Origin of the sequence: Mesorhizobium sp. KR9-304, assembly GCF_040049215.1 — a bacterium.
GTDB lineage: Bacteria > Pseudomonadota > Alphaproteobacteria > Rhizobiales > Rhizobiaceae > Mesorhizobium_K.
Window position 1 is genome coordinate 491,132 of record NZ_JBDZDN010000002.1, and the last position, 24,036, is coordinate 515,167.

Sequence of the window (24,036 nt, forward strand, 5' to 3'; positions counted from 1 at the left end):
GAGCGGCGTGCTTGACCGGAGTGGGAGTCGCCTGTTGGGACCGCCGGGATGAAGACGGGCAGCTTTTCGCGCCACCGCAAGATCATGCCGTTCGAGCCAGGCGCGGCGGGGAGCGCCGATGCGTTGCGCGCGCAGTCCCGTCAAAAGGCGGCGGCGCTCAACAGCCACGCGCTGGGCTATGGCGAGGTCTCCGAGAAGGAATGGGCGGCAGCCGGCATAGCCGCCCCGGACCTGCCCGCGATGCGCAAATACCGGCTCGAGCGCATCCGCGCCGAGCTGAAGCGTCGCGACTACGCCGGCGCGCTGCTCTACGATCCGGTCAACATCCGCTACGCGACGGATAGCACCAACATGCAGCTCTGGGTCGCGCACAACCCGACCCGCCACTGCTTCGTCGCGACCGACGGGCCGGTCGTGCTGTTCGACTATTTCTCCTGCGAACATCTGTCCGACCATTCTGATGTCGTCGACGAGGTGCGGCCGGCGGTTTCGTGGATGTATCTCTACGGCGGGGAATTGTCGGACCGGCGCGTTGCGCGCTGGGCCGCCGGCATTGCCGACCTTGTTCGCGAGCACTGCGGCGGCAACAACCGCATCGCCGTCGATCACCTCGACCATGAGGGCGTGGCGGAACTGGCGCGCCTCGGCGTCGCCGTCGGCAATGGCGACGCCGTGATGGAGAACGCGCGGCTGATCAAGTCGCCCGACGAGATCATTGCCATGCGCCGCGCCATCGTCGCCTGCGAGGCTGCGATGGGAGAGATGGAGGCGGCGCTCAGACCCGGCATCAGCGAGAACGAGCTTTGGGCCGGGCTTCACCGCGCCAACATCGCGCGCGGCGGCGAGTGGATCGAGACGCGGCTGCTGTCCTCCGGCCCGCGCACCAATCCCTGGTTCCAGGAATGCTCCTCACGAAAAATCGAGGCGGGCGACCTCGTCGCCTTCGATACCGACCTCATCGGCCCCTACGGCTTCTGCGCCGATCTCTCGCGGACATGGCTCTGCGGCGACGGCCAGCCTTCCAACGAGCAGCATGACCTCTTCCGCATCGCCGCCGACCAGATCGCCCACAACACCGAATTGCTGCGGCCGGGCGTCGGCTTCCGCGAACTGGTCGAACTGTCGCAAAATCCGCCGCCCGACTGCTTTCCGGCGCGCTACGGCGTGCTCTATCACGGCGTCGGCCTGGCCGACGAATACCCGACGCTGCCGCATGCGGCGGACTGGACGGAAGACACGCCAGACGGCGTTCTGGAGCCGGGCATGGTGCTTTGCGTGGAAAGCTATATCGGCCGGCTCGGCGGGCGCGAGGGCGTCAAGATTGAGGAGCAGGTGCTGATTACCGAAAGCGGCAACGAGCAACTGTCGAAATATCCCCTCGACGGGCGGCTACTGGGCGTCTGAGGCGAGCTCCGCCACGACGGCGCGCAGCTTCGCGACCGTCTCAGCAGGAGTGTGGCGCGAGGTGATGAACGGCAGGCCCTTGCGCCGCGCGGTCCAGCCGACGACCTCGACATCCGCCGCGCGCGGCTCGTGTCGCCGGGCGAGGCGCCAGCTGCGGCAATCCACGGCGCAGACATCCGCCCTGCCTTCCGCGACCGCGACGATCGAGGCCCGGTGCGCCCCCGTCTGGATGCGCTCGGAGAATATCCCGAGGCTCTCGCCGGCAGCTTCCAAGTCGCGAGTGAGCGCAATGAGGCCCGACATGGAGTCGAGGCTGTTGAAGGCGAAGCGTCTGCCGCGGAAAAGGTCGAGCGGGAGCGCCGCCCGGCCATCCGCGGGCGCTGGCTGGCCCTGCCCCTGTCGCCGCATCAATATAGCGCTGGAATAGAGCTCGCCCTGCCCGCCCTCGATGCCGTCGTAGCTGGGCTGGCCGATGACGGTGACGTGCTTCTCCAGCCCCTCCTCCATCGGTCCCCAGCAGGTCTGCGCAAGGAGCAGGTCGGGATGCTTCCACAGCGTCGGGAAGTCGAGTTCGTCGGGCGGCAGCGTCGCCGGGTTAGGGGCGATCAGCCTGCCCGCGCGGTCGCGGATGCCACCGGGAACGGCGGGCAGTTCGGCGTTGCGCCGCACGATCTTTTCAGGCGCGTCGAGACTGGCCGCGAGCAGACGCGCGCGCAGCGCCCGCCAATCCGCGTCGGTGTCGGCGCGGGCTTCGGCCCAGTCATACATGGGAAGAGCTGCGATATGGATTTTGTCAATGTCTTTCATCATAAGGCTTTCAGGCGTTTCGCCCTGTCATCGCGTGTCATCATGTTGCACCTTTTTTCCGCTATGATACAACAATGTTGGACCGAAATGGGGTATGTTGTATTTCATCATGGCGACGATCATAGAGCGCAATAAGAAGGACGGCACGCCGTCATTCTTGGTCCAGATCACACTCAAGCGCGGGGGTAAAATCGCTCATCGAGAGGCGAAGACGTTCAAGTCCCGACGCGAGGCACAGGCTTGGGGCAAATGGCGGGAAGCCGAACTCGATGCGCCAGGCGCTCTGGAGAAGTCCGACGACCCGACCCTCGCGGACGCGATCCGGAAATATGAGGGTGACGCTGCACACCTCGGGCGAACGAAGTCGCAAGTTCTTCGATCACTACGCGACACCAAACTCGCCCAGATGCGCTGCTCTACCATCCGCGCAGAGCATGTTGTCGACTTGGCCCGTGAATTAGCGAAGGAGCGAAGCCCGGCGACCGTAGCGAGCTATATGACCTTCCTGGCGGGTGTCTTCGCTGTGGCCCGTCCTGCGTGGGGATATCCGCTCGATGAGCGTGCGATGTCCGATGCATTGGTGGTCGCCAAGAAGTTCAAGTTTGTAGGCCGCAGCAACGAGCGCGAGCGGCGCCCTACCCTCGACGAAATGAATCGGTTGATGGCGTTCTTCGCCGCCCGCAAGGCCGATAGCATTCCGATGGAAAGACTGGCGGCATTCGCCTTATACAGCGCACGGCGGGAAGGCGAGATCGTCAGACTCCGGTGGGCGGACTTTGATGGCGACCGCATCCTTGTACGCGACGCGAAGGATCCCCGCGGCGCGGCCGGAAATCACATCTGGACGGAATTGACGCCAGAGGCACAGCTCATCCTTGAAACGACGCCCCGCACGGATGATGAACTAATCTTCCCGTTCAAGGGTGACACGATCAACTTCTCATGGCGGAACGCCTGCAACATGCTCGGCATCGACGACCTACATTTTCATGATCTACGGCACGAGGCGGTGTCGCGACTATTCGAGATGGGCCGGACTATTCCGCAGGTCGCTAGCGTGAGCGCCCACCGATCGTGGCAAAACCTAAAGCGCTACGCACATCTTCGGCAGTCTGGCGACAAGTGGTCGGACTGGAAATGGTTGAAGATTGTGACGGCAAAGGAACCAGCCTGACCCACCTTGACAAAAAAGGCGAATTGGCATAAGGTTAAGAATTACGCAAACGCTTCGCGTAATTATTTGCCTACGGTCAACACCTACATCAGGGGAACCGCCTTGTCAACACCGCTCGATACAAAAAATGCTGCTGCGCATATAGGCAAGTCCACATCGGTGGCGGCACCGACCGCGATCGAGAGCGTGACTGTTTTCGGGTCGAACGACCACGGCTATTGCAGCAACACAAACCCATCAATCACCATAACCTTGTATGGCAAAACCGGCTCCGCCCCCGCCAGCCGAACAGACGGCACGACGTTGGGATCGACTACGTTCACTGATACGGCCAACGAAAGCACGGGGCGGCAGATCAACAGTTCGGACACCGCGACTTATTGGGACCATGTATGGGTGGGTATGTCTATCGTGGCCAACTAAGACCTTTACTGCGCCGAACTGCACATGACGGGGTGGCAGTAGAAGCTAGTGCTCGCCCGTTCGAAGAAATGGCTTCAAGATATTGGCGGCAATCGTCTGCCACAAAGGCGGGCGCCATGTTGTGAATATCGCGTTGGACCCGACGGTGGCAATCTGCTTTGAGTCTGGGAATACCGACGCGATTTTCCCCGCCCACCACGATGACGGCTGTATGGTGGCGTGAGCGTTTTCACCATTTGGCAAGATGGCTGAAGCGGGGCGGGTGTCTGCCACCAGGATAGCGCGGTCGGAAAGCCGTTTGATGTCGGCAAGAACGGCGTCGATTTCCGGCTCATCCAGGTGCTCAAGAACATCGACGCTGATTACTATGTCGTATGAACCATTGGGTATGGTCGAGATGGCCGGGATCGCCGGATCATATTGGTGCCTGATCTTAGCTCGCGGCGCAATCAGACGATTAACCAATTGGCTCTGCCCCGCTCCATAATCGAGGATCGATTGCGGCCCCGCCAAGTATATCCAAGGCGCGATTGTTCGCCGTACTCGACTGTTCCCGCGCCCATAGGCTTTAGCCCGGTGAAGTTCAGCGTACTGGTCTAGGTTCCGCGTTGCGGTCATCCCGCCTCTATAGCCACTCCCCGCCCTTCCTTCAATCGGAGAAGACCATGCGTCTCGTCGCCAACAGGCGCGCCGTGCCATTCGATTCTGCGCGCTACACAAGGATTGACGACCGCTCTCGAACCGTGAGACTTTCGGCTTTCCGTCAGGGGAGCTGGGGAAATGAAAAAGACCTACACGAAGCCGACGCTGGTTCGGCGCGAGGTTCTCAGCAAGGTAACGGCGCAAGAGCTGCCTTCAGACATCATTATTAGGGAAGAGATCCTAGAATAGCCACGGACGCAACTCTCATCCGTGAGACTTCAAACCAACGGCTATGGGGATTTGACATGAAAAAGCAGTACGAGAAGCCGACGCTAGTTCGTCGCGAGAACTTGGCGCAGATTGCCGCTCAGATCGGACAGAATGGCAATGGCCTTATCGGGTCGCCGGGCGTGGACCGCGCCTAGCCCAGCCATCGCTCACCCGGAAACCCGTATCGGCGAACCGCCGCCATTGAAGGCCTGTCACTTTGCTCAACTTGTCGCGGGGCACAAATACCGGCTTTGTGTAGGGCTTCCTCATAGGCCGTCTCAAATGACACGTGGCGGCCCGACCGTAGGAGTCGCGGGTGGGGTACGATCGGGCCTAACCGGAAGCCTCGATCCCCCCGGCTAACAATTCAGCATCTGCCGATTTTCGGAAAGTTCAAGGCATAGCCTGATATGGGGCCGCGAGCCAGGCAAGCAGCCCCCCCGATCCACGGCCGCGGCGGCGGCGACAAGCCCAATTGAAGGCTGTGAGGCGGCCGCTGATTGCTAACGGAGACTAGGACGCAAAGTATTTTGCGACCGCAAGGCCGATCCCCAATCCCAGGATCAGCCAGATGGCCTGGTCAATGTGCGAAAGCCTCTTGTCGATCCGGCCCAGCACCTGGTTGTTGAGCGCAAGATAGTCGTGGACTTGCCGCATGTAGAGCACTTCGACCATGCGGCCCCCGTCTGACTCCAGCAGCTTGGCCAAGGCTTTATCAATCTTCTCTGGATCGTGCTCGTCGGATCCCGGCATCACACACCCCCCCAATGTCGCGCCATGTACGTCGCGCCGAGTGTCGCAGGAAAGCGGCGGCGCGCAAGCGCCTACATCTCGTTGTTGTCGATGATGCCGCCTTCGCCCTCGGTGGGCTGCACGGGCGCTTTCGCCGCCTTCCGCAGCCTCACGCCGGCGCCGCAGCCATTTCTTCCGGGATGAACTCGACGCCGGGGCCGGCCAAGGATTGACGGGCCGCTATCCAGTCAAGGGCGGGGCGCTTGATGTGGCTTTTGCATTAGGTCTGAGCATAACATAAGGTTGCGCCCTTCCTCAGGGGGAAGGCGATGCCGCGTGGTATAGCAAGCCCCAAGCAGTTGGCGATGATGGAGAAGGTGCTCGCCGCCTACTGCGCAGCGCACAACGTCACCAATCCCATTGAACGCGACGACTTGGCGATGCTCATCCTGGAATTGTTCGATATGGGCTCACGCGAGGAAGAAGCGCTGCTGGCCGAGCTTATAAAACGCCGACCTATGCCAGCCACATAACCAGCCCCAATTGCAGCGGCCGCGGCAACGGCGCCAGCCAAGAAGCCGAGCTTCGTGCAAAGCGGGAACGGCGACGATCTTTCCTGATCCGACACGGATGAACGCTCGCGGCTGATGCCCAATCGGCGGCAGGCTGTCGGGCAGGATGAATTAGGAGCCGCGCGCCGGTTCACCCAACCTTTTTGACGGCTGTCCTTTTTGCAGATGGCTTGGTGGCGGGGCGGGGGCTTTTCCAGGTCTTCGCAAGGGCTTTCGCCGCGGCCGCCTTGGCAGGCATCTTCGTGCTCGCAGGACGATCAGGAGAGGCATTTGCCGGGACCACCGCTACAACTTTTTCAACGGCGGCCGCCATCATCTCAGCCATCTTTGCTTGCTGCTGTTCCGCCAACTCCGCAAACCTCGCAAGATTCGACGGATCTTCCTGGTCTTGACGTCGTTTCAGCGGCATTTTCCTGTCGTGGCTTTTCAGCGCCAGGAAAATACCGGCTGCCCCCACTATCGGGAGCGCAAGCAATACCCAATTCAGACCATTCATTTATCGAGCTCGGTTAGCTTTTCATCAGCCGCTACGTGCAAACTATAGGACAGAACGGAACTCACCGCAAAAACGATGCATGCTGCAATGAAATTTGACGTCGGGATCGTCTCGAAGACCAAGGCAGCGACTATCGGCGTCAGCATTCCGATCGAAAAGAATGCGAGCGCCAGGCCGTTCATAAACGTAGCGCGCAATTTGATCCGTTCAACCGAGCCCGCAGTGAAAGACGCTGCCGCCACCCTATTCCCCCTTTGGTTAGCTGCCGGTCTCAGCAGAATGCGCCAATCGCGTGGCGGCAGAGTTTCGCAGCACAGTCGAGGCGGCGCAAGCGCGCAGCCGAACGAAGCTGACAAAAGTCTAAAAATGCCAGTTTGCATGATCTTTCAATATAAATAAGGCAAACGGGCATATCGAAAAGGCGAAAGCGCCTCTTATGTCAAGGATGGTAAGCGAATACGCCTATTATAGAACTGGGAGAAATTGCGAAAACGCCTAGCGACCATGTAAAATAAACTTACATAGACCGCTGGACTCGTCGGGAGACTCACGCCATGCTTGTCGTGTCGCGCGTTGGACGCGATGCAACTAAAGGGGTCGGAAAATGAATATTCAAACTGACGCTGTAGCACCCGTCCAGGCAGAAACCTGGACCTTTGAGATAGGCCAAATGGTCACGCACAAAGACCAGCCAATGCCGTCGCTAGTTATCGGACGTGTAGAGACGACCAAGGGAGATGAGATTTACGGCGTGCGCAGTTTTGCCGACGTGGATCCTTGGCGGGATAGGATGATGCTTGCCGAGGCGCTGGTCCCGATGGATGACGATCACCCGGACTGGAACGGATGCCTGCTGGCAGGCACGCCGCTAGACCCGCGCGTCGGCTAAACCCACCCGTCACGAGAAGCCCGCTTCGGCGGGCTTTTGGTTTGTGCCGCAGGCGAGAAGGTGTCAGTCTCGCAATGTCAACTTGGGTACCCCTCTAATGGCTATCGTACATGTGGTCGATTCTCGTGGACCCGCAGATGTCTTGGTCTACGTCTCTGAATCTAGAAGCGTTGCCGATCTTCTGGTCTGCAAGGTTGACTCAAGAGGGCCGGCTTCGAATGACGATGGCTTGTGGTGTTTCATTGACTCACGGGGACCAGCGTCGTCGCTGATACACTTTGTCGACTCGCGCAGCGTTGCCGACTTGATAATTTGCTACGTGACTTCAAGGGGAGTTGCGGGCTGGCGGCGAGATCACAGGCTCAAGGGCAAGCTTTAGAAGCCTCTAGTAGCCCTACATTCGTCCAACAAACTTCAACCGACCGCAGATTTGCGCACTTCTCATCCCATCATACATGGGAAGAGCTGCGATGGTCATTGCCCCTCTCCCGCCTTGCAGGGGAGGTGCCTGCGCAACTGCCGCGTTATTCCTTCGGCGGCTCGGCGGGAACCGGCGCGGTGCCGAAGCCGGACAGGTTCTTCGCCCTGACGCGCGGGCGGAAGGCACGGCCGGGTTCGGGCGCGCGGCGCAGCGCCGGATGCACCACCGGCTCCTTCGGCTTGAAGGCGTATTCCTTCAGCAGGGCGAAATAGCCGGGAAACACATAGCCGTTGTTCATCGCGATCCACTGCTCGCGCTTGTCGCGGAAAAGCTTCGGCAGCCTGTACCAGGCGACGTTCGGGCTCTTGTGGTGCACGAGGTGCAGATTGTTGTTGAGGAACAGCAAGGCGAGCGGCGAGCGCTCGATGATGATGGTGCGCCCGTCGGGCCGCTCGGACCACTGATGCTCGGCGAAGGTGCGCACCGAGATCAGCGACTGGCCGAGCCAGACCGGCACGAGGACGTAGAGCCAGAGCGGGATGCCGAAGCCGATCTGGACGAGCGGCAGAACGATGGCGAGACCGGCCGCATGCAGCAGCCAGGCCTTGCGAACGGCCCCGTCGCCGCCCGCGATCATCTTCGCTTCGGTGGCGAGGAAGCCAGCGTTCGCCAGCGGCGGCCCGATGAGGAAGCGTCCGATCATCGTGTTGTTCAGTTTCAGAATAACCTTCAGCGCCGCCGGAAGCTCATCATGGTGCCACAGCGCGCGATAGTAGCTCTCGGGATCGTCGAACGGATCCGTCAGGCGCTCGTCGGCATGGTGGCGCAGGTGCAGCGCCTTGAAGCGGCGAAACGGATAGACGAGGCCGATCGGCAGGCCGACCAGCAGTTCGTTGATCCAGCCCTTGCGCGTCGGATGACCGTGCGCTGCCTCATGCATCAGCGACGACTGCATGGCCAGCACCACGCCGAGAACGACAAGCGCGGTTATGGGATAGGTTGGGAAAAAGACCGCTGCCCCCACCCAGGCAGCGTAACAAGTGATGATGAGAAAGACCGTCGGCCATTCGATGGCCTGGATTTTTCTGCGATCGCCCCGCTTTTTTTCTGGCATGCCCTCGACCACTGCCCCCAGTTAGCCGGAATCTCACGATTCCTGACAGCATTGTGTCAGGAGAGTTGGCCTGTCTCAACGAGACAACGCGCACAAACTGTAGATTTTGCGCACCAAAATCCTCATGTGTTATACATTGTGAACACATACAGGGATTCATGTTCCCCCAGAGCTTTGTTCTCGCTGGGTAAAGGGAAATCGAATCCGGATCGGAGCGGATATGGACAAGCGCGATCTCTCGAGCGTCTTCCGCGATCGTCTGAAGCTGCTGCTGCAGCGCTCGGACCAGAACCAGTCGGCCTTTGCCGCCGCGGTTGGCATCGACCGCTCTGCCCTGTCGCAGCTGCTGTCGGGCGCCTCGACCCGCCTGCCGCGGGCCGAGACGCTGCTCAACATCGCGGCCGAGAACAAGGTGTCGCTCGACTGGCTGCTGGGACTTAGCCAGAATGAAGGCTTGACCGGCGAAATACGGCAAAGCCTGGAGATCGAGGAGGCTTCGGGCGGCTTCGAGCGCACCCTCATCGCCAAATGGCATGCCGAGGCTGCCGGGACGAAGATCCGCTACGTGCCGGCCGGCATCCCCGACTTGCTTCGGACCCAGGCGCTGATCGACTACGAGGCCGACATTTCCAACCGGAGCCGGGAAATCCAGGCCGACGAAACCCATTTCCGCATCGACTACAACCGGCGGCCGGAGACCGACATGGAGGTCTGCATGCCCAGTCATACGCTCGACATCTTCGCACGCGGACTGGGCGTCTGGAGCGGCTTCCCCGAGAATGAACGCCGCGAGCAGCTCAACCACATGGCCGAGCTGCTCGACGACCTTTACCCGACCTTCCGGCTGTTTCTCTATGACGGGCGGCTGCGTTATTCCGTGCCCTACACGATCTTCGGCCCCTACCGCGCGGCGATCTATGTCGGCGACATGTATCTGGTGCTCTACGCCACGGAGCCTATCCGCACCCTGACGCGGCACTTCGACAATTTGATCCGGGCGGCCGACGTCAACGCGCATGAGGCGGCTGCCCATGCCAGGATGCTTGCCGAGGCCGATTTCAGCGTCCCGCCGCCGCAACCGGATCGTTGACGTCACATAAAGACTTCTTTATATCGTTATCTGAACTCATTGCCTCGAAAGCCCAATTCCATGACCAATCCCATCGACGCGCTGCTTGCCGAGAAAGGCGTCCTGCTCGCCGACGGCGCAACCGGCACCAACCTCTTCAACATGGGGCTGGAATCCGGCGAGGCGCCCGAACTCTGGAACGAGACCGCGCCGGAGAAGATCGCCGCGCTGCACCAGAATTTCGTCGATGCGGGCGCCGACATCATCCTCACCAACTCCTTCGGCGGCACAAGGCAGCGGCTGAAGCTGCACAATGCAGAGGGGCGCGTGCACGAGCTGAACAGGCGCGCCGCCGAGATCGCGCGCGCGGTCGCCGACAAGGCCGGCCGCAAGGTGATCGTCGCGGGCTCGGTCGGCCCGACCGGCGAGTTGCTCGAGCCGCTCGGCGCCATGACCTATGACGAGGCGGTCGACGCTTTCGCCGAGCAGATCGCCGGCCTCAAGGAGGGCGGCGCCGAGATCGCGTGGATCGAGACTATGTCGGCGCCGGCCGAGGCCAAGGCTGCGGCGGCGGCCGCGATCAGGATCGGACTGCCCTACACCTATACCTTCTCCTTCGACACGGCGGGCCGCTCGATGATGGGACTGGCGCCGAAAGACGTGCACCACGTCGCCGAAGGACTGTCCGAAAAGGCCGTCGCGTTCGGCGCGAATTGCGGCGTCGGCGCTTCGGACATCCTGTCCTCGCTGCTCGACATCAGCGCGGCGAAGCCGGAGGCGACAATCATCGTCAAGGGCAATTGCGGCATCCCCGAATTCCGCGGCACGGAGATCCATTATTCCGGAACGCCGGAGCTCATGTCGGACTATGTGCGGCTGGCGGTCGACGCTGGCGCAAAAATCGTCGGCGGCTGTTGCGGCACCTCGTTCGCACACCTCGCGGCGATGAGGAAGGCACTCGACGCACATAAGAAGGCAGAGCGTCCGACCGTCGAGACGATCGTTTCGCGCATCGGCCCGCTGCGCAACAAGACGGCCGACCAGAGCGGCGGGACCGGCGAGACGAGCGAAGCGCGGCGCGAACGCCGCCGCGCGCGGGCCTGATCGGACTCAGAAACCTCCAGCCTTGCTGCTAGTCACCGCGTCGCTCAGCACGCGGTGATAACGTTCTTCCTGTTCTTCCAGCCAGAGATAGCCCTGCGGCCAGCTCGCCGGATCGGTGACGGGCAGCGGCAGGTTGCTGATGTAACAGCAGCCCACATAGCCCGGCAGACTGGCGCCGAGCGCTTCGCCGAGCTGGGGCTCGTAGGCGGCCAACCGGTTCACGGTCGTGGCCCAGCGCTCCCCGCGCTGTCCCCTGACGAACAGGCCGACGCTGCGGTTGGTCAGATAGAGCGACAGCACGAGATCGTCCGTCACCCGGCGCCAGCGCGAATAGAGGCTGCCGTGCTCAATGCGGACGCCCTCCCGGCGGACGATATAGCCGTTCCAGAACGCCTTTATTTCCGGCGCGGAGATCGCGCGCAGTTCGCCGCGCGCGATATCCCATTCGTCAAGGTTGCCGTTCGGCATTGGCCAGCCTCTTGTCTATGAGAGGCGATACATACCCAAATTGGCGGACAATGCGCAGGAGGGGACCTGACGCTCCTGACATTGGACACGAGAAAGGCCGGCGGAGATCGCTCTCCGCCGGCCTGCCTCACCCGCCCATCGGTCATGCCCCCGCTACAATCGGCCCCCCGATCGAAAGGACATGCCCGTCATCGCCACTACCGGTTACCGCTGTCGAGCGCCGAGGCTAGGCGCACCAGCGAGAGGAACTCGGACCTGTAGCCATACGGGTCCGTTCCCCTGGAGGCAGTGGCAATCTCCATGATTCTGTCGTAGCCGAAATCGGCAGTGGCATCGGTGCCGCGCAGCTTCTGGCCGAAGGCGGCGACCGCCACCGAGAAGCGCTGGTCGGCGCCCGCGGCGGCGAAGGACGCGACCTCGTTGGCCCTGGTCACCGGCGTCTCGATCAGCTTCGAGACGTTCTCTGTAGGCAGCTTGTAGCGGATCTTGACGAACGCATATTCGTCCGCATTGGCGACGCCGCCATTGTCGGTCGCCGCCTGGCCATAACGAAGATCGTCGATCTGCTGCGGCGCGCCCTTAGGCGTGATCTCGTAGATCGCCGTCACCGAATGGCCCGAGCCGATCTCGCCGGCGTCCACGCGGTCGTTGTTGAAATCCTCGCGGTTAAGCGCACGCGTCTCGTAGCCGATCAGCCGGTATTCGGAGACCGCGGCCGGGTTGAACTCAACCTGTATCTTCACGTCCTTGGCGATCGGGAACAGCGTCGAGGAAGCATCCTGAACCAGCACTTTCTCGGCTTCCGACAGCGTATCGACATAAGCGGCCGTGCCGTTGCCGCTCTGGGCGATCGTCTGCATCATCTGGTCGTTCAGATTGCCGCGGCCGAAGCCGAAAACCGACAGGAAGACCCCCGACTTGCGCTTCTCCTCGATGATGCGCTTCAGATCGTCGTCATCGCTCTGGCCGACATTGAAGTCGCCGTCGGTGGCGAGCATCACCCGGTTGACGCCGCCCTGAACGAAGGACTGTTCGGCGAGCCTGTAGGCTTCCTTGATACCGGCCTCGCCGGCCGTGGTGCCGCCAGGTGTCAGGTTGTCGATCGCCGAGAGTATCTTGGCGCGTTCGGACACCTTGGTCGGCTCCAGCACCGTGCCCGCATTGCCGGCATAGGTGACGATCGACACCGTGTCGTCGGGCTTGAGCTTCGACACCAGCAACCGGAAGGCCGACTGCAAAAGCGGCAGCTTGTCGGGCGCGTTCATCGAGCCGGACACGTCGAGCAGGAAGACGAGGTTCGCCTTGGGCTGTTCGGCCGGCACGATGTCATAACCCTTGATGGCGACGTGCATCAGCTTGGTGTGCTCGTTCCACGGCGTCGGCATGACTGACACGGTCGAGTTGAACGGCGTCGAGGCGGCGTCCGGACCCTTCCAGTCATAGGGGAAATAGTTGATCATCTCCTCGACCCGCACCGTGTCGGCCTGCGGCAGGAAACCTTCCTTCAGCGAGCGGCGCACGAAGGAATAGGAGGCCGTATCGACGTCGATCGAGAAGGTGGAAACCGGGTCGGTGACCGCCGAGCGCACCGGATTGGTCTTGAATTCCTCGAAGCGGTCGCGATTTTCCTCGACCAGCGGCTGAACGTCTGCGGGCGCCATGCCGGCCGACTGGTCGATGATCATCTTCGAAGCGGCGGTGGTTCCGGGAACCGCGCCGACACGGCCGCGCGGCGCCTCGGCGGGCGCCGGCGCGGCAAGACCACTGACCGAGCGCGACAGTTCGTCGGCTTCCGGGGCGGCGTAGTTCGCGAGCGCATCCGCGCTAGGCGCGGATTCCGGCAGGATCTGGATCACCGCATCGCGGCTCTCCGCGTCCGCCTTGTTCTCCTTGGCGGGTTCGGTGGAGGTCGCCTCCTGGCGCACCATCGGACCATCCGCGCTGTCCTGGCCGCCGAAACGGAACGGAGACTCCTCCATCAGATAGAAGGCCGTATAGCCGGCGATCGGCAGCGCCAGCAATCCGGCGATCGCCGGCGTCGCGAGCAGTTTCTTTTGCATCATCTCCCTCCAGATCTTCCAAGCCCGATCCGTAAGACGCGGCCGGGTTTGCGATCCTTGGGCGACGGATGCGAAATTTTTCTCCTCGAACGCCTGCATTGCGGCAGCCAGCGCCCGGGCCTTCGCCTCGGCGCCGGGAGCCGGCGCCTGAAGGCCGCCGAGCCGTTTGAGTTCGTTGTCGTCGACCATGGTCAATCTTCCTCGGCCGAAAGCATCAGCGCCTTCAGTCGCTTCTTCGCTTCATGGATGTGCCACGAGACCGTCGCCTCCGCGCAGGCCATCGCATCGGCCGCCGCCGCGTGGCTGAGCCCCTCGCCATAGACGAGCAGCACCGAGTCGCGCTGCTTGTCGGGCAGTTTCCTGACCGCCGACCATAGCCTTTCGGCCTGCTCGTCGGGCTCCGGCGTACCTTGACCGTCGACCAGCGCGTGCAGGCCGAACGCCTCGGCTTTCGCTGTCTCCCGCTTCGTCTTGCGCATCAGGTCACGCGCGGCGTTCATCGTCATCGCGTAGAGCCAGGTGGTAAAGGCGCCGCCGCCGCGATAGCTGCCTATGGCGCGGCCGAGCCGCACGCAGACTTCCTGAGCTATGTCCTCGGCGTCGGCCTTGCGGCCGCACCAGCGCCATGCGACGCGATGGACAAAATCATAGTGCCTTTCGACAAGCCTGCCGAAAGCGGCACTGTCCCCCTTCTGCGCCTTGCCGATCAGATCGAGATCGGATGGCTCGCGTTCGTCCAGCATCATCGCCGTCATTTGTGATTAGGACGAGAGCTTTGGAGCATTCCTTGGGGGGAAGCGGAAGTTTTTTGTCGTGGCTTCCAAATCTGAATCAAAACGGCCGCACGGGGCGGCCGTTCGATTTCGCTATCCGCGTGTCGCTCAATCCACTGCCGCGACCACTATGATCTCGACCTTGTATTTCGGCGCGGCGAGCTTTGCCTCGCCGGTTGCGCGGGCGGGCGGGTTGGCCCGGTCGATCCAAGCATCCCACACCGAATTCATCTCGGCGAAGTTGGCCATGTCGTCGAGCCAGATGATCGTCTGCAAAAGCTTCGACTTGCTGGTGCCCGCCTTGGCGAGCAGCGTGTCGATCTTCGCCAGAATGTCCCTGGTCTGCTCGGCGACCGTCGCGCCCTCCCCGACCTGGCCGGCCAGATAGACGGTGCTGTTGTGGATGACGATGTCGCTCATGCGCGGACCGACGTCGATGCGGCGGATGGTCATTGGCATTTCCTTCCTGTTTGGCCGGTTCTCCATAGATTTTGCATGGCGGGAAACGCAAGGGCGCCGCGGCCGAAATCCGACGCGCCGGCAAAAAAGCAGCCGGCGCCCGGCCCAGTCGAACCGCAAATCCGGTTGACTAATGTAATAACATCACATACCCAACACCCCTCGACGCAGTTGCCGAACCCCATGACCGACGCCAGCCTGACCTTTCGCGACCTGACGCTTGGCTACAACGCCCATCCGGCGGTGCACCACCTGTCCGGAACGGTCGGGCGCGGATCGCTGACGGCGGTCGTCGGCGCCAATGGATCGGGCAAGTCGACGCTGATGAAGGGCATTGTCGGCGTGCTGAAGCCTATGGCCGGCGAAAGTCTGAAGATGCCCGGCGCGCGCATCGCCTATCTGCCGCAACAGTCGGAGCTTGACCGCAGCTTCCCGGCGCGCGTCGTCGACCTCGTCTCGATGGGCCTGTGGCCGAAGCGCGGGCTGCTCGGCCGCCATACCGCCGAGGACAAGGCGTCGGTGACGCAGGCGCTGATGGCGGTCGGCCTGGAAGGCTTCGAGGGCAGGCCGATTGATACGCTGTCGGGCGGCCAACTGCAGCGCGCGCTGTTCGCTAGGGTGCTGGTCCAGGACGCCGAGATCATCCTGCTCGACGAACCTTTCAACGCCATCGACGCAAGAACGGTCACCGATCTAGTCGCGCTGATCAAGCGCTGGCACGGCGAGAAGCGGACGGTTATGGTGGTGGTCCACGACCTCGACCTCGTGCGCCAGCATTTTCCCGAGACGCTGCTGCTTGCGCGCCAACCCATCGCATGGGGACCGACGGCAGAGGCGCTGAAGCCGGAGAACCTGCTCAGAGCCCGCCGCTTCGACGAGGCCTGGCACGACGACGCGCCCTGGTGCGAGCCGGAGCCGCATGAGCATACGGATGGGCATGCGCACGACGGTCATGCTCACGCGCATTCGCATGACGGCCATCACCATCACAACCACGGGGAGACGCACGACAGCCACGATCATGAATCCGGGCCGCGAGCAGCGTGACCATGTACGACTATTTCATCGCGCCCTTCATCGAGTTCGGCTTCATGCAGCGCGCGCTCGCCGGCTCGCTGCTGTTATCGCTCTCCTCCTGCCCGGTCGGCGTGTTCCTGATGCTCCGACGCATGAGCTTGACCGGCGACGCTATGGCGCATGCGATCCTGCCGGGCGCGGCCGCCGGCTTCCTGCTCTATGGACTCGAGATCGTGCCTATGACCATCGGCGGGCTGATCGCCGGCGTCGTCGTGGCGATGGGCGCCGGCGCCGTGTCGCGCTTCACCATCCAGAAGGAGGACGCATCGCTTGCCGCCTTCTACCTGATCTCACTGGCGCTCGGCGTTCTGATCGTGTCGCTGCGCGGCTCGAGCGTCGACCTGATGCATGTGCTCTTCGGCACCGTGCTTGCCCTCAATGACGAGGCGCTCAAGCTGATCGCCTCGATTGCCGGTGTCACGCTGCTGACGCTGGCGGTCTTCTGGCGCGCGCTGGTCGCTGAATGCCTCGACCCGCTCTTCCTGCGCTCGGTGAGCCGGCTGGGCACGCCCGTGCATTTCGTTTTCCTCGGCCTCGTCGTGCTCAACCTCGTCGGCGGCTTCCAGGCGCTGGGCACGCTGCTCTCGGTCGGACTGATGATGCTGCCGGCGGCGGCGGCGCGCTTCTGGACATCCAGAGTCGAGCCTATGTGCCTGCTGGCCCTTGTGATCGGTTTCGCCTCCTGCGTCGCCGGCCTGCTTTTGTCCTACCACGCATCGCTGCCCTCCGGCCCGGCCATCATCCTGTCGGCCGGCGTCGTCTATCTCGCTTCGATCTTGTTGGGCCCGCGCGGCGTGCTGCGTTCGCGCGTGCGCCACCACCGTCACCGGACCGCCTGAACCCGAGCACTGGAGAAGACCATGCAGAAATTGTCGCGGCTTGCCTTCGCGTTGAGCGTTATAACATTAATAACGCCAGCCCTGCCCGCCGCGGCCGAGCCGCTGAATGTGGTCGCAAGCTTCTCGATCATCGGCGACTTCGCGCAAAACGTCGGTGGCGACCGCATCGCGCTGACCACGCTCGTCGGCCACAACGGCGACGCGCATGTCTACGAACCGAAGCCTGCGGATGCGGTCGTCATGGCCGGCGCGGACGTCGTGCTGGTGAACGGCCTTCACTTCGAGGGTTTTTTGCAGCGGCTGGTCGAGGCAAGCGCCACGAAAGCCGTGGTGGTCGAATTGACCAAGGGGGTCGAGACGCTGGCGACGGCCGAGGAAGAGGTCGAGCATGAGGGCGAAGCAACCCATGAAGCCGAAGACGGTCACGACCACGGCGCAACCGACCCGCACGCCTTCCAGTCGATCGCCAATGCGAAGATCTATGTGAAGAACATCGCCGACGCCTTCTGCGCGGCGGATGCGGCCGGCTGTGACGCATACGAGGCAAACGCCGCTGCCTATACCGGCAAGCTCGAGGCGCTGGAGGCGGAGGTGAAGGCCGCCGTCGCCGCCATCCCCGCCGACAAGCGCGCAGTCATCACCTCGCACGACGCCTTCGGCTATTTCCAGCACGCATACGGGATCACCTTCCTAGCGCCCGAGGGCGTCTCAACGGACGCCGAGGCCTCCGCCGCCGACGTGGCAAAACTGATCGAGCAGGTCAGGCACGACAAGGCATCGGCGATCTTCGTCGAGAACATCACCAACCAGCGGCTGATCGAGCAGATAGCCAGCGAGACGGGCCTGAAGATCGGCGGCACGCTTTATTCCGACGCGCTGTCGGATGCCAACGGGCCGGCGCCCACCTATATCGACATGATGAGGAACAACATCGGCGCGATAAAAGGTGCTATCCTCGGCAGCTAGATCGCTTTAGGGAAATGATCGTATGACGGACTTCACGCCCATCCAGTCGCTGATCGGCGGCATTTTGATCGGCCTTTCGGCCGTCCTCCTGATGGCGCTGCACGGGCGGGTCGCCGGCATGACGGGCATCTTGACCGGCGTCATTCCGCCAACGGCCACAGATTGGCCATGGCGGGCGGCATTCCTGGCGGGCGCGGTCGTCGCGCCCGTGGTCTATCTTGCCGCGGGCGGCGTCATTCCGTTCGACGTGCCGGTTTCGACCGGCGCGCTCGTGGTCGGCGGTCTGCTCGTCGGCATCGGCGTGCATTTCGGCAATGGCTGTCCAAGCGGGCATGGAATCTGCGGCCTGGCGCGGTTCTCGCCGAGCTCGCTGGCGGCGGTCGTGACCTTCATGCTGACGGCCTTTGCCACCGTCTTCGTCATCCGCCACGTGATCGCAGGTTGAACGATGAAAAGCCTGGTGTCCGCTTTTCTGATCGGCATTCTCTTCGGCCTCGGCATTACCGTCTCGGGCATGATCAACCCGGCCAAGGTGCTGAACTTCTTCGACATCGCCGGCAACTGGGACCCGAGCCTCGCCTTCGTCATGGGCGGCGGGCTGGTCACCGCGCTGGTCGGCTACCGGCTGGTGTTCGGCCGGCTGAAGGCGCCGCTGTTCGGCCTAGAATTTTCGGCACGGGCTGCAAGCGCGATCGACCGGCGCCTGATCGGCGGCGCGGCAGTGTTCGGCGCAGGCTGGGGCATCGTCGGCTTCTGCCCCGGTGGCGCGATCCCGGCGCTGGGGCTGCTCCGTAGCGAAGCGCTGGTGTTCGTGGCGGCGATGATGGCTGGTATCGCTCTCGCGCGGACCGTCAAGCGCAGGCTACCAACGCCAGCCGCCGCATAACGGTTGCCGAAGCCCGTTCCCGGTGGCATGAGAGCGGCGACAGCCGCGGCCAAAGCGAATTAGAGGTGCATCATGGAATACCGCCAAATCAGCGACAATTATTCGGTGAGCGGCCAGATCCTGCCGCAGGACATCGCGGCGGTGAAGGCTGCCGGCTTCAAGAGCGTGATTTGCAACCGGCCCGACAATGAGCAACCCGGCCAGCCGTCGGCCGACAGCATGAAGGCGGCGGCGAAAGCGGCAGGGCTGGAGTTCCGCTACATCCCCGTCATCAGCGGGCAGATCACCGAAGAGAACGTCGCCGACCAGGCCGCCGCGCTTGAAGGACTGAAAGGCCCGGTCTTCGCCTATTGCCGCTCCGGCGCGCGCAGCACCAACCTCTACGCATTGATCCAGGAGATGGGGGAGTAACGCCCGCCCTGGGTGCTGCCCCTCATCGCATGAAAGCCGCCATGTGAAAGGCCTGCTCGTCCGGCGGGTAGCGATAGGCCGTGCCATAGGGACAGGCGTTGCGATCGAGACAACCGGACACGCGACAGGGATTGCCGGACGGCCCGCGCACATAGTCGAGACACGCCTGGTAGGCGAAGCGCGCCTCGGAATAAGCGCCGACCGGACAGGATTTCAGGCAGGGTTTTCCGTCACATAGGTCGCAAAGGTGAATCACGTCGTCAGGCGGTTGAATCGGAATCTCAACGTCGAAAAGCAGCGCCCCGCGATAGGCGTGCCAGAGCCCGTATAGCGGATGCATGAGGATGCCAAGCGGCGACGGCTTCAGGCCCTCGGCGCGCATCGCCCATTGCTGGAACGGCAGATAAGGACGATCCGAGGGCGAGACAGCGCGCGCGCCGAACTGTTCGGCGACCGAGCCGATGACCTCGCGCGACCATGTGTCGAGCGGATTTTGCAGCCCTGCGGGCTGCGTCCGCCGCCAGCGCAGGAAAGGCGGCCAGGGCGCGTCACCCGCCTGCCCCACGAGCAGAACGGATCTGGCCGGCAAGCCGCTAGGTCCGGGCGGCGCGGCTTCGTCCTGCGCGAAACTGAAGCCGCCGCGCGGCATCAGGCCGTGTTTGGCCAGTTTGCCGGCAATCCCGTCGATCATCCGGATTTCAGCCACTCCTTCGATGGGCACGATGCGAGATGACGAAAGATACGACTACGTTCGCGCCTACGCCATCGGCCTCAGCATTCGCCGAAGCACGTCCGACTTGGCCCCGAAATGCTGCCACAGAGCCCCGACGGCATGCACTGCCACCACCACGATGATGACCGGCTTGCCGATCTCGTGCAGTTCGCCGATCTCCTCCACGCCGAAATACCAAGCCAGCGCGCCGGTCACCGGCATCAGGAAAATAGCGGCATAGAGGACAAGATGCGCAAGCATGGCGACGTATTTGAGGACGACGCTCTCGTCGGCGGGAACGGGAGGCGCGCCGTAGCGTATCCGCAACGCAACGCGTAGAACGGCCAGGACCAGGATCGCAAGGCCTATATAGACGTGCAAGTTGGCGGGCAGCATCGCGTCGCTTGTCGGTTCGGTCCCTTTCATGAAGGCTCGGAAGGCCGGAACGATGTCCTCGCCGAACACGATCTGGAAAATGACGAGCGCGGCGATGACCCAATGGAGGATGATCTGGGTTCTTGTGTAGCCGGTGGGATGCAATTGCATGGGGAGGCCTCTGTGAATGTTGGCCGGCCATACTCCTAACGAACAAAATCGCGCGCCTTGATGCAGCGCAAAATCGCCCGAGGTGACCTCACCTAGTCCGGCTGATTGAACGCGCTGCGCCAGACTTCCTTGTGGATGATGTCGGCCACTTTAGCCCGGCCTGTATCGGGCTCCCTTCACGTGAAGGCGTCTGGCATCGACGCCTTCTTCGCGGCGATGTAGTCCTTCAGGCCATCGTCGATGCCGGGATCGAGAGGCGGCGCTTCATACGTTTCGAGCCAGCGCCGCGCCAGCTCGTTGGCGCGCTGCGGCGCGGTCTTTTCGCCCTCGGCCAGCCATTGCTCGTAGGAATTGTTGTCGGCGATCGAGGAGCGGTAGAAGGCTGACTGGAAGTTCGCCTGCGTATGGTCGCAGCCCAAAAAGTGGCTGCCCGGACCGACCTGGCGGATGGCGTCCATCGCCTGGCCGTTTTCACTGAGGTCGACGCCGGCAGCGAATTTCTGCTGCATGCCGAGCTGGTCGATGTCCATCATGAACTTTTCGTAACAGGAGGCGAGACCGCCCTCGAGCCAGCCGGCCGAATGCAGCACGAAATTGGCGCCGGCGAGGATGGTGGAGTTCAGCGTGTTGGCGCTCTCATAGGCGGCCTGCGCGTCCGGGACCTTTGAGGCGCAGAGTGACCCGCCGGTGCGGAACGGCAGACCGAGACGGCGCGCGAGCTGCGCCGCGCCGTAGGAGACCAGCGACGGCTCGGGCGTGCCGAAGGTCGGCGCGCCCGACTGCATGGAGATCGATGAGGCGAAGGTGCCGAACAGCACCGGCGCGCCCGGGCGCACGAGCTGCGTAAGCGCAGCACCCGCCAGCACCTCGGCAAGCACCTGCGTCAGCGTGCCGGCGACCGTCACCGGGCTCATCGCGCCGGCGAGGATGAAGGGGGTGACGATGCAAGCCTGGTTGTGACGGGCATAAACCTTGAGCGCGCCGAGCATGGTGTCGTCGAACACCATCGGCGAGTTGGCGTTGATGAGCGAGGTCAGCACTGTGTTGTTCTCGACATAGTCGTCGCCGAATACGATCTTGGCCATCGCCACCGTGTCCTCGGCCCGCTCGGGCGCGGTGACCGAGCCCATGAACGGCTTGTCGGAATATTTGATGTGGCTGTAGACCATATCGAGGTGGCGCTTGTTGACCGGCACGTCGACCGGCTCGCATACCGTGCCGCCGGAATGGTGGATCGACGGCGCCATGTAGGCGAGCTTCACGAAATTGCGGAAATCCTCGATCGTGGCGTAGCGCCGGACGCCTTCAAGATCGCGCACGAAGGGCGGGCCGTAGACCGGCGCGAACACCGTGGCGTTGCCGCCGATCTGCACGGACCGTTCCGGATTGCGCGCATGCTGCGTGTAGACGGACGGTGCGGTCTTCAAGAGCGAACGCGGCAGGCCTTTCGGGAAATGCACGCGGTCGCCCTTCACGTCGGCGCCCGCGTCCTTCCACATGGCAAGCGCCTCAGGGTCGTCGCGGAAGATGATGCCGGTCTCTTCGAGCACCGTATCGGCGTTGTTCTCGATGATCGACAGGCCCTCCTCGTCGAGCACCTCGTAGACCTTGATGGCGCGCTTGATGTAGGTCTGTTGGATGCCGGGACCGCCGCCCGAACGCGCCGCGCGGCGTGCGGCCGCGCCGCCGCTCGCAGCTCTGCCGCGACGCGCGGTAGAGGCTTCCTGTTCGGATACGGCATTCTCGCTCATCGAAATCATCCCTGGGTAAAACGGTGGGCACCCAACGGTGGGACACCGGGCGGCCCTTCGGCCGGATCGTAGTCATGCACCCTAGTGGAAACGGCTTGCAAACGCCAAGACCTGTCGCAAACCCGACAAGGGCAACGCCTGATTTCCAGTCGCTTTCCTATTGCAGGAAGTCGCAAATCAGCTATGGGTTTGAATGCCTTGCGGGATAGGTATTGGCGCAGATTTCCGAGCCGCGCCGGGCCACTCGCGCCGCGGCTATCAGGAGCCAGTAAAAATGTCCGACGACGAGATCATCCTTTCCGAGCTTTCCGACGACGAACTCGTGCAGCAGATGCACGACGATCTCTATGACGGATTGAAGGAAGAAATCGAGGAAGGCACCAACATCCTGCTCGAGCGCGGATGGCCGCCCTACAAGGTGCTCACCGAAGCGCTTGTCGAGGGAATGCGCATTGTCGGCGAGGACTTTCGCGACGGCATCCTGTTCGTGCCGGAAGTGCTACTGTCGGCCAATGCCATGAAAGCCGGCATGTTCATCCTGCGCCCGCTGCTGATCGCCACCGGCGCGCCCAAGCAGGGCAAGATGGTCATCGGCACGGTCAAGGGCGACATCCACGACATCGGCAAGAACCTCGTCGGCATGATGATGGAGGGCGCGGGCTTCGACGTCATCGACCTCGGCATCAACAATCCGGTCGAGAAATATCTGGCGGCGATCGAGGAGCACAAGCCCGACATCGTCGGCATGTCGGCACTGCTGACTACGACCATGCCCTATATGAAGGTCGTTATCGACACGATGAAGGAAAAGGGCATCCGCGACGACTATGTGGTGCTCGTCGGCGGCGCGCCGCTGAACGAGGAATTCGGCAAGGCCGTCGGCGCCGACGCCTATTGCCGTGACGCCGCCGTGGCGGTCGAGACCGCCAAGGACTACATGAAGCGCAAGCACAACATCCGCGCTTCCGCCTGATGGCGGTCCGCAGCCGTGGCCGCCGGAAGCATGAAAGCCCCGCCGGCACGGACGGGCCGCCTCGAATTTGCGGCCCGAACCTTTCGCCTATGAAGCGCGACTAGCTCTCGACCGCTTGGGCGGTCGACGTGACATCCTTCTTGACACCGCGAACGGTGTTTGCACAGGCCGAAACCGCCAGGGCACAGGCCAGAAGGGCGGCGATGGAAGCAAAACGCGACAGTTTCATGGACGAAGTCTCCCTCAATAGCTAAATAAACTCGCGCACAGGAACGAAGCCAGGCGATAATAGTTCCATGGCCACCGGACGGGCAAGCAGTAGAGTTACCGAGGACAGGGTGCTGGTCATCGCCTGCGGCATGATCGCGCGGGAGATTCTGGCGGTCAAGGAACGGCTGGGACTTGCCCATGTCGACCTCACCTGCCTGCCTGCCGAATATCACTACTACCCGGACAAGATTCCGCCGGCGATGGACAAGGCGATCACGGATGCAAGGATGGAGGGCTATCGCCACATCTTTGCCGGCTATGCCGACTGCGGCACCGGCGGAATGCTCGACGCGGTGCTGGAGCGGCATGGCGTGGAGCGCGTGCCCGGTCCCCACTGCTTCGCCTTCTATCAGGGCAGCGCCGCCTTCGAAGCGGTCGCCGATGGCGATATGACTGCCTTCTACATGACCGATTTTCTCTGCCGCCAGTTCGATGCGTTCTTCATCAAGCCGCTCGGCCTCGACCGGCATCCGGAACTGATCAAGGATTATTTCGGCAACTACGAGAAGGTCGTCTATCTCGCCCAGACCAACGATCCCGAACTCGATCGCGTCGCGGAGAACGCGGCCAAGCTGCTGGGCCTGGCCTTTGAGCGGCGTTTCACCGGTTATGGCGACCTGCCCGGCGCGCTGGACGAAGCCGCGAAAATTCCAGCCTGACAAAAAAAGCGCCGGAGGCGCTGAGTGAGCAATGTGGCCGCGGGGTTGAATTCCGGCGCTGCAGCCTGC

At 62.8% G+C, this 24,036-nt stretch carries 29 protein-coding genes; 16 read left to right on the forward strand and 13 right to left on the reverse strand.

Annotated features, from left to right (window positions below; translation table 11 throughout):
• Positions 1–48 precede the first annotated feature (48 nt).
• A complete protein-coding gene (locus ABLE71_RS14645; protein ID WP_348784167.1) occupies positions 49–1,404 on the forward strand; it encodes a Xaa-Pro peptidase family protein in 1,356 nt (451 codons plus the stop codon).
• On the opposite strand, the gene ABLE71_RS14650 is transcribed toward ABLE71_RS14645, so the two are convergent.
• Positions 1,390–2,211: a PhnD/SsuA/transferrin family substrate-binding protein gene (locus tag ABLE71_RS14650; RefSeq protein ID WP_348784493.1), complete on the reverse strand. Its 822-nt coding sequence runs from the start codon at positions 2,209–2,211 to the stop codon at positions 1,390–1,392. The genes ABLE71_RS14645 and ABLE71_RS14650 overlap by 15 nt on opposite strands.
• Positions 2,212–2,305: 94 nt before the next feature.
• Here ABLE71_RS14650 and ABLE71_RS14655 point away from each other — a divergent pair, with 94 nt between their 5' ends.
• Complete coding sequence (locus tag ABLE71_RS14655) at positions 2,306–3,385, forward strand: site-specific integrase (protein WP_348784168.1); 1,080 nt, start codon at positions 2,306–2,308, stop codon at positions 3,383–3,385.
• Between the two features lie 102 nt (positions 3,386–3,487).
• Positions 3,488–3,808: a hypothetical protein gene (locus ABLE71_RS14660; protein WP_348784169.1), complete on the forward strand. Its 321-nt coding sequence runs from the start codon at positions 3,488–3,490 to the stop codon at positions 3,806–3,808.
• A 45-nt stretch (positions 3,809–3,853) separates the two neighbouring features.
• Here the strand turns inward: ABLE71_RS14660 and ABLE71_RS14665 are convergent, their stop codons facing one another.
• Complete coding sequence (locus tag ABLE71_RS14665; RefSeq protein ID WP_348784170.1) at positions 3,854–4,321, reverse strand: hypothetical protein; 468 nt, start codon at positions 4,319–4,321, stop codon at positions 3,854–3,856.
• Positions 4,322–5,233: 912 nt separating this feature from the next.
• Positions 5,234–5,473, reverse strand: a complete 240-nt coding sequence (locus tag ABLE71_RS14670; RefSeq protein WP_348784171.1) for a hypothetical protein — start codon at positions 5,471–5,473, stop codon at positions 5,234–5,236.
• A 344-nt stretch (positions 5,474–5,817) separates the two neighbouring features.
• Between ABLE71_RS14670 and ABLE71_RS14675 the strand changes: the two genes are divergently transcribed.
• Entirely contained in the window at positions 5,818–5,985 is a 168-nt protein-coding gene (locus tag ABLE71_RS14675) for a hypothetical protein (RefSeq protein ID WP_348784172.1), read from the forward strand.
• Between the two features lie 169 nt (positions 5,986–6,154).
• On the opposite strand, the gene ABLE71_RS14680 is transcribed toward ABLE71_RS14675, so the two are convergent.
• Positions 6,155–6,520: a hypothetical protein gene (locus ABLE71_RS14680; RefSeq protein WP_348784173.1), complete on the reverse strand. Its 366-nt coding sequence runs from the start codon at positions 6,518–6,520 to the stop codon at positions 6,155–6,157.
• Between the two features lie 87 nt (positions 6,521–6,607).
• On the opposite strand from ABLE71_RS14680, the gene ABLE71_RS14685 reads away from it, so the two are divergent.
• Both ABLE71_RS14685 and ABLE71_RS14690 read left to right on the forward strand, forming a co-directional pair.
• Positions 6,608–6,919 (forward strand): hypothetical protein, encoded by a 312-nt coding sequence (locus ABLE71_RS14685; RefSeq protein WP_348784174.1) that lies wholly within the window; start codon positions 6,608–6,610, stop codon positions 6,917–6,919.
• Between the two features lie 295 nt (positions 6,920–7,214).
• Positions 7,215–7,409 (forward strand): hypothetical protein, encoded by a 195-nt coding sequence (locus ABLE71_RS14690; RefSeq protein WP_348784175.1) that lies wholly within the window; start codon positions 7,215–7,217, stop codon positions 7,407–7,409.
• Between the two features lie 524 nt (positions 7,410–7,933).
• Here the strand turns inward: ABLE71_RS14690 and ABLE71_RS14695 are convergent.
• Positions 7,934–8,944 carry a fatty acid desaturase gene (locus ABLE71_RS14695; RefSeq protein WP_348784176.1) on the reverse strand — a complete coding sequence of 337 codons (1,011 nt, stop codon included), beginning with the start codon at positions 8,942–8,944 and terminating at the stop codon, positions 7,934–7,936.
• Between the two features lie 220 nt (positions 8,945–9,164).
• Between ABLE71_RS14695 and ABLE71_RS14700 the strand changes: the two genes are divergently transcribed.
• Entirely contained in the window at positions 9,165–10,034 is an 870-nt protein-coding gene (locus tag ABLE71_RS14700; RefSeq protein ID WP_348784177.1) for a helix-turn-helix transcriptional regulator, read from the forward strand.
• 60 nt (positions 10,035–10,094) lie between these two features.
• The gene (bmt, locus tag ABLE71_RS14705; RefSeq protein WP_348784178.1) at positions 10,095–11,117 is read left to right on the forward strand and encodes a betaine--homocysteine S-methyltransferase; all 1,023 of its coding nucleotides are present in this window, start codon (positions 10,095–10,097) and stop codon (positions 11,115–11,117) included.
• A gap of 6 nt (positions 11,118–11,123) precedes the next feature.
• On the opposite strand, the gene ABLE71_RS14710 is transcribed toward bmt, so the two are convergent.
• The 4 genes from ABLE71_RS14710 to ABLE71_RS14725 form a co-directional block, all read right to left on the reverse strand.
• On the reverse strand, positions 11,124–11,585 hold the full coding sequence (locus ABLE71_RS14710) for a hypothetical protein (protein ID WP_348784179.1): 462 nt from the start codon (positions 11,583–11,585) through the stop codon (positions 11,124–11,126).
• Between the two features lie 197 nt (positions 11,586–11,782).
• A complete protein-coding gene (locus ABLE71_RS14715) occupies positions 11,783–13,834 on the reverse strand; it encodes a VWA domain-containing protein (RefSeq protein WP_348784180.1) in 2,052 nt (683 codons plus the stop codon).
• A 2-nt stretch (positions 13,835–13,836) separates the two neighbouring features.
• Complete coding sequence (locus ABLE71_RS14720) at positions 13,837–14,400, reverse strand: RNA polymerase sigma factor (RefSeq protein WP_348784181.1); 564 nt, start codon at positions 14,398–14,400, stop codon at positions 13,837–13,839.
• Positions 14,401–14,526: 126 nt separating this feature from the next.
• Positions 14,527–14,871 carry a RidA family protein gene (locus tag ABLE71_RS14725; protein WP_348784182.1) on the reverse strand — a complete coding sequence of 115 codons (345 nt, stop codon included), beginning with the start codon at positions 14,869–14,871 and terminating at the stop codon, positions 14,527–14,529.
• A 189-nt stretch (positions 14,872–15,060) separates the two neighbouring features.
• Between ABLE71_RS14725 and aztA the strand changes: the two genes are divergently transcribed.
• The 6 genes from aztA (at position 15,061) to ABLE71_RS14755 (ending at position 19,056) form a co-directional block, all read left to right on the forward strand.
• Entirely contained in the window at positions 15,061–15,924 is an 864-nt protein-coding gene (gene aztA, locus ABLE71_RS14730) for a zinc ABC transporter ATP-binding protein AztA (protein WP_348784183.1), read from the forward strand.
• Between the two features lie 2 nt (positions 15,925–15,926).
• Positions 15,927–16,793 carry a zinc ABC transporter permease AztB gene (aztB, locus tag ABLE71_RS14735; protein WP_348784184.1) on the forward strand — a complete coding sequence of 289 codons (867 nt, stop codon included), beginning with the start codon at positions 15,927–15,929 and terminating at the stop codon, positions 16,791–16,793.
• 21 nt (positions 16,794–16,814) lie between these two features.
• Positions 16,815–17,759: a zinc ABC transporter substrate-binding protein AztC gene (gene aztC, locus ABLE71_RS14740; protein WP_348784185.1), complete on the forward strand. Its 945-nt coding sequence runs from the start codon at positions 16,815–16,817 to the stop codon at positions 17,757–17,759.
• A gap of 22 nt (positions 17,760–17,781) precedes the next feature.
• Positions 17,782–18,204, forward strand: coding sequence for a YeeE/YedE family protein (locus ABLE71_RS14745; RefSeq protein ID WP_348784186.1), 423 nt, complete (start codon positions 17,782–17,784; stop codon positions 18,202–18,204).
• Between the two features lie 3 nt (positions 18,205–18,207).
• On the forward strand, positions 18,208–18,645 hold the full coding sequence (locus ABLE71_RS14750) for a DUF6691 family protein (protein ID WP_348784187.1): 438 nt from the start codon (positions 18,208–18,210) through the stop codon (positions 18,643–18,645).
• Between the two features lie 72 nt (positions 18,646–18,717).
• Positions 18,718–19,056: a TIGR01244 family sulfur transferase gene (locus ABLE71_RS14755; RefSeq protein ID WP_348784188.1), complete on the forward strand. Its 339-nt coding sequence runs from the start codon at positions 18,718–18,720 to the stop codon at positions 19,054–19,056.
• A gap of 22 nt (positions 19,057–19,078) precedes the next feature.
• Here ABLE71_RS14755 and ABLE71_RS14760 read toward each other — a convergent pair whose 3' ends face one another.
• From ABLE71_RS14760 to ABLE71_RS14770, 3 genes are all read right to left on the reverse strand, one after another.
• On the reverse strand, positions 19,079–19,747 hold the full coding sequence (locus ABLE71_RS14760) for a hypothetical protein (protein WP_348784189.1): 669 nt from the start codon (positions 19,745–19,747) through the stop codon (positions 19,079–19,081).
• A 66-nt stretch (positions 19,748–19,813) separates the two neighbouring features.
• Positions 19,814–20,314 (reverse strand): cytochrome b/b6 domain-containing protein, encoded by a 501-nt coding sequence (locus ABLE71_RS14765; RefSeq protein ID WP_348784190.1) that lies wholly within the window; start codon positions 20,312–20,314, stop codon positions 19,814–19,816.
• A gap of 176 nt (positions 20,315–20,490) precedes the next feature.
• Complete coding sequence (locus ABLE71_RS14770) at positions 20,491–22,065, reverse strand: trimethylamine methyltransferase family protein (protein WP_348784191.1); 1,575 nt, start codon at positions 22,063–22,065, stop codon at positions 20,491–20,493.
• Between the two features lie 274 nt (positions 22,066–22,339).
• On the opposite strand from ABLE71_RS14770, the gene ABLE71_RS14775 reads away from it, so the two are divergent.
• Entirely contained in the window at positions 22,340–23,038 is a 699-nt protein-coding gene (locus ABLE71_RS14775; RefSeq protein ID WP_348784192.1) for a B12-binding domain-containing protein, read from the forward strand.
• Between the two features lie 100 nt (positions 23,039–23,138).
• Here ABLE71_RS14775 and ABLE71_RS14780 read toward each other — a convergent pair whose 3' ends face one another.
• Positions 23,139–23,267 (reverse strand): EncA/B family entericidin, encoded by a 129-nt coding sequence (locus tag ABLE71_RS14780; protein ID WP_348784193.1) that lies wholly within the window; start codon positions 23,265–23,267, stop codon positions 23,139–23,141.
• A 67-nt stretch (positions 23,268–23,334) separates the two neighbouring features.
• On the opposite strand from ABLE71_RS14780, the gene ABLE71_RS14785 reads away from it, so the two are divergent.
• The gene (locus ABLE71_RS14785; RefSeq protein ID WP_348784194.1) at positions 23,335–23,967 is read left to right on the forward strand and encodes a DUF1638 domain-containing protein; all 633 of its coding nucleotides are present in this window, start codon (positions 23,335–23,337) and stop codon (positions 23,965–23,967) included.
• The last annotated feature ends 69 nt before the right edge of the window (positions 23,968–24,036 follow it).

Excerpts from the sequence above, each read along its gene's own strand:
- ABLE71_RS14645 (WP_348784167.1), top strand. The coding sequence starts at position 49 with ATGAAGACGGGCAGCTTTTCGCGCCACCGCAAGATCATGCCGTTCGAG.
- ABLE71_RS14650 (WP_348784493.1), bottom strand. The coding sequence starts at position 2,211 with ATGAAAGACATTGACAAAATCCATATCGCAGCTCTTCCCATGTATGAC.
- ABLE71_RS14655 (WP_348784168.1), top strand. The coding sequence starts at position 2,306 with ATGTTGTATTTCATCATGGCGACGATCATAGAGCGCAATAAGAAGGAC.
- ABLE71_RS14670 (WP_348784171.1), bottom strand. The coding sequence starts at position 5,473 with ATGCCGGGATCCGACGAGCACGATCCAGAGAAGATTGATAAAGCCTTG.
- ABLE71_RS14675 (WP_348784172.1), top strand. The coding sequence starts at position 5,818 with ATGATGGAGAAGGTGCTCGCCGCCTACTGCGCAGCGCACAACGTCACC.
- ABLE71_RS14680 (WP_348784173.1), bottom strand. The coding sequence starts at position 6,520 with ATGAATGGTCTGAATTGGGTATTGCTTGCGCTCCCGATAGTGGGGGCA.
- ABLE71_RS14685 (WP_348784174.1), top strand. The coding sequence starts at position 6,608 with ATGAAATTTGACGTCGGGATCGTCTCGAAGACCAAGGCAGCGACTATC.
- ABLE71_RS14690 (WP_348784175.1), top strand. The coding sequence starts at position 7,215 with ATGCCGTCGCTAGTTATCGGACGTGTAGAGACGACCAAGGGAGATGAG.
- ABLE71_RS14695 (WP_348784176.1), bottom strand. The coding sequence starts at position 8,944 with ATGCCAGAAAAAAAGCGGGGCGATCGCAGAAAAATCCAGGCCATCGAA.
- ABLE71_RS14700 (WP_348784177.1), top strand. The coding sequence starts at position 9,165 with ATGGACAAGCGCGATCTCTCGAGCGTCTTCCGCGATCGTCTGAAGCTG.
- bmt (WP_348784178.1), top strand. The coding sequence starts at position 10,095 with ATGACCAATCCCATCGACGCGCTGCTTGCCGAGAAAGGCGTCCTGCTC.
- ABLE71_RS14710 (WP_348784179.1), bottom strand. The coding sequence starts at position 11,585 with ATGCCGAACGGCAACCTTGACGAATGGGATATCGCGCGCGGCGAACTG.
- ABLE71_RS14715 (WP_348784180.1), bottom strand. The coding sequence starts at position 13,834 with ATGGTCGACGACAACGAACTCAAACGGCTCGGCGGCCTTCAGGCGCCG.
- ABLE71_RS14720 (WP_348784181.1), bottom strand. The coding sequence starts at position 14,400 with ATGACGGCGATGATGCTGGACGAACGCGAGCCATCCGATCTCGATCTG.
- ABLE71_RS14725 (WP_348784182.1), bottom strand. The coding sequence starts at position 14,871 with ATGACCATCCGCCGCATCGACGTCGGTCCGCGCATGAGCGACATCGTC.
- aztA (WP_348784183.1), top strand. The coding sequence starts at position 15,061 with ATGACCGACGCCAGCCTGACCTTTCGCGACCTGACGCTTGGCTACAAC.
- aztB (WP_348784184.1), top strand. The coding sequence starts at position 15,927 with ATGTACGACTATTTCATCGCGCCCTTCATCGAGTTCGGCTTCATGCAG.
- aztC (WP_348784185.1), top strand. The coding sequence starts at position 16,815 with ATGCAGAAATTGTCGCGGCTTGCCTTCGCGTTGAGCGTTATAACATTA.
- ABLE71_RS14745 (WP_348784186.1), top strand. The coding sequence starts at position 17,782 with ATGACGGACTTCACGCCCATCCAGTCGCTGATCGGCGGCATTTTGATC.
- ABLE71_RS14750 (WP_348784187.1), top strand. The coding sequence starts at position 18,208 with ATGAAAAGCCTGGTGTCCGCTTTTCTGATCGGCATTCTCTTCGGCCTC.
- ABLE71_RS14755 (WP_348784188.1), top strand. The coding sequence starts at position 18,718 with ATGGAATACCGCCAAATCAGCGACAATTATTCGGTGAGCGGCCAGATC.
- ABLE71_RS14760 (WP_348784189.1), bottom strand. The coding sequence starts at position 19,747 with ATGATCGACGGGATTGCCGGCAAACTGGCCAAACACGGCCTGATGCCG.
- ABLE71_RS14765 (WP_348784190.1), bottom strand. The coding sequence starts at position 20,314 with ATGCAATTGCATCCCACCGGCTACACAAGAACCCAGATCATCCTCCAT.
- ABLE71_RS14770 (WP_348784191.1), bottom strand. The coding sequence starts at position 22,065 with ATGAGCGAGAATGCCGTATCCGAACAGGAAGCCTCTACCGCGCGTCGC.
- ABLE71_RS14775 (WP_348784192.1), top strand. The coding sequence starts at position 22,340 with ATGTCCGACGACGAGATCATCCTTTCCGAGCTTTCCGACGACGAACTC.
- ABLE71_RS14780 (WP_348784193.1), bottom strand. The coding sequence starts at position 23,267 with ATGAAACTGTCGCGTTTTGCTTCCATCGCCGCCCTTCTGGCCTGTGCC.
- ABLE71_RS14785 (WP_348784194.1), top strand. The coding sequence starts at position 23,335 with ATGGCCACCGGACGGGCAAGCAGTAGAGTTACCGAGGACAGGGTGCTG.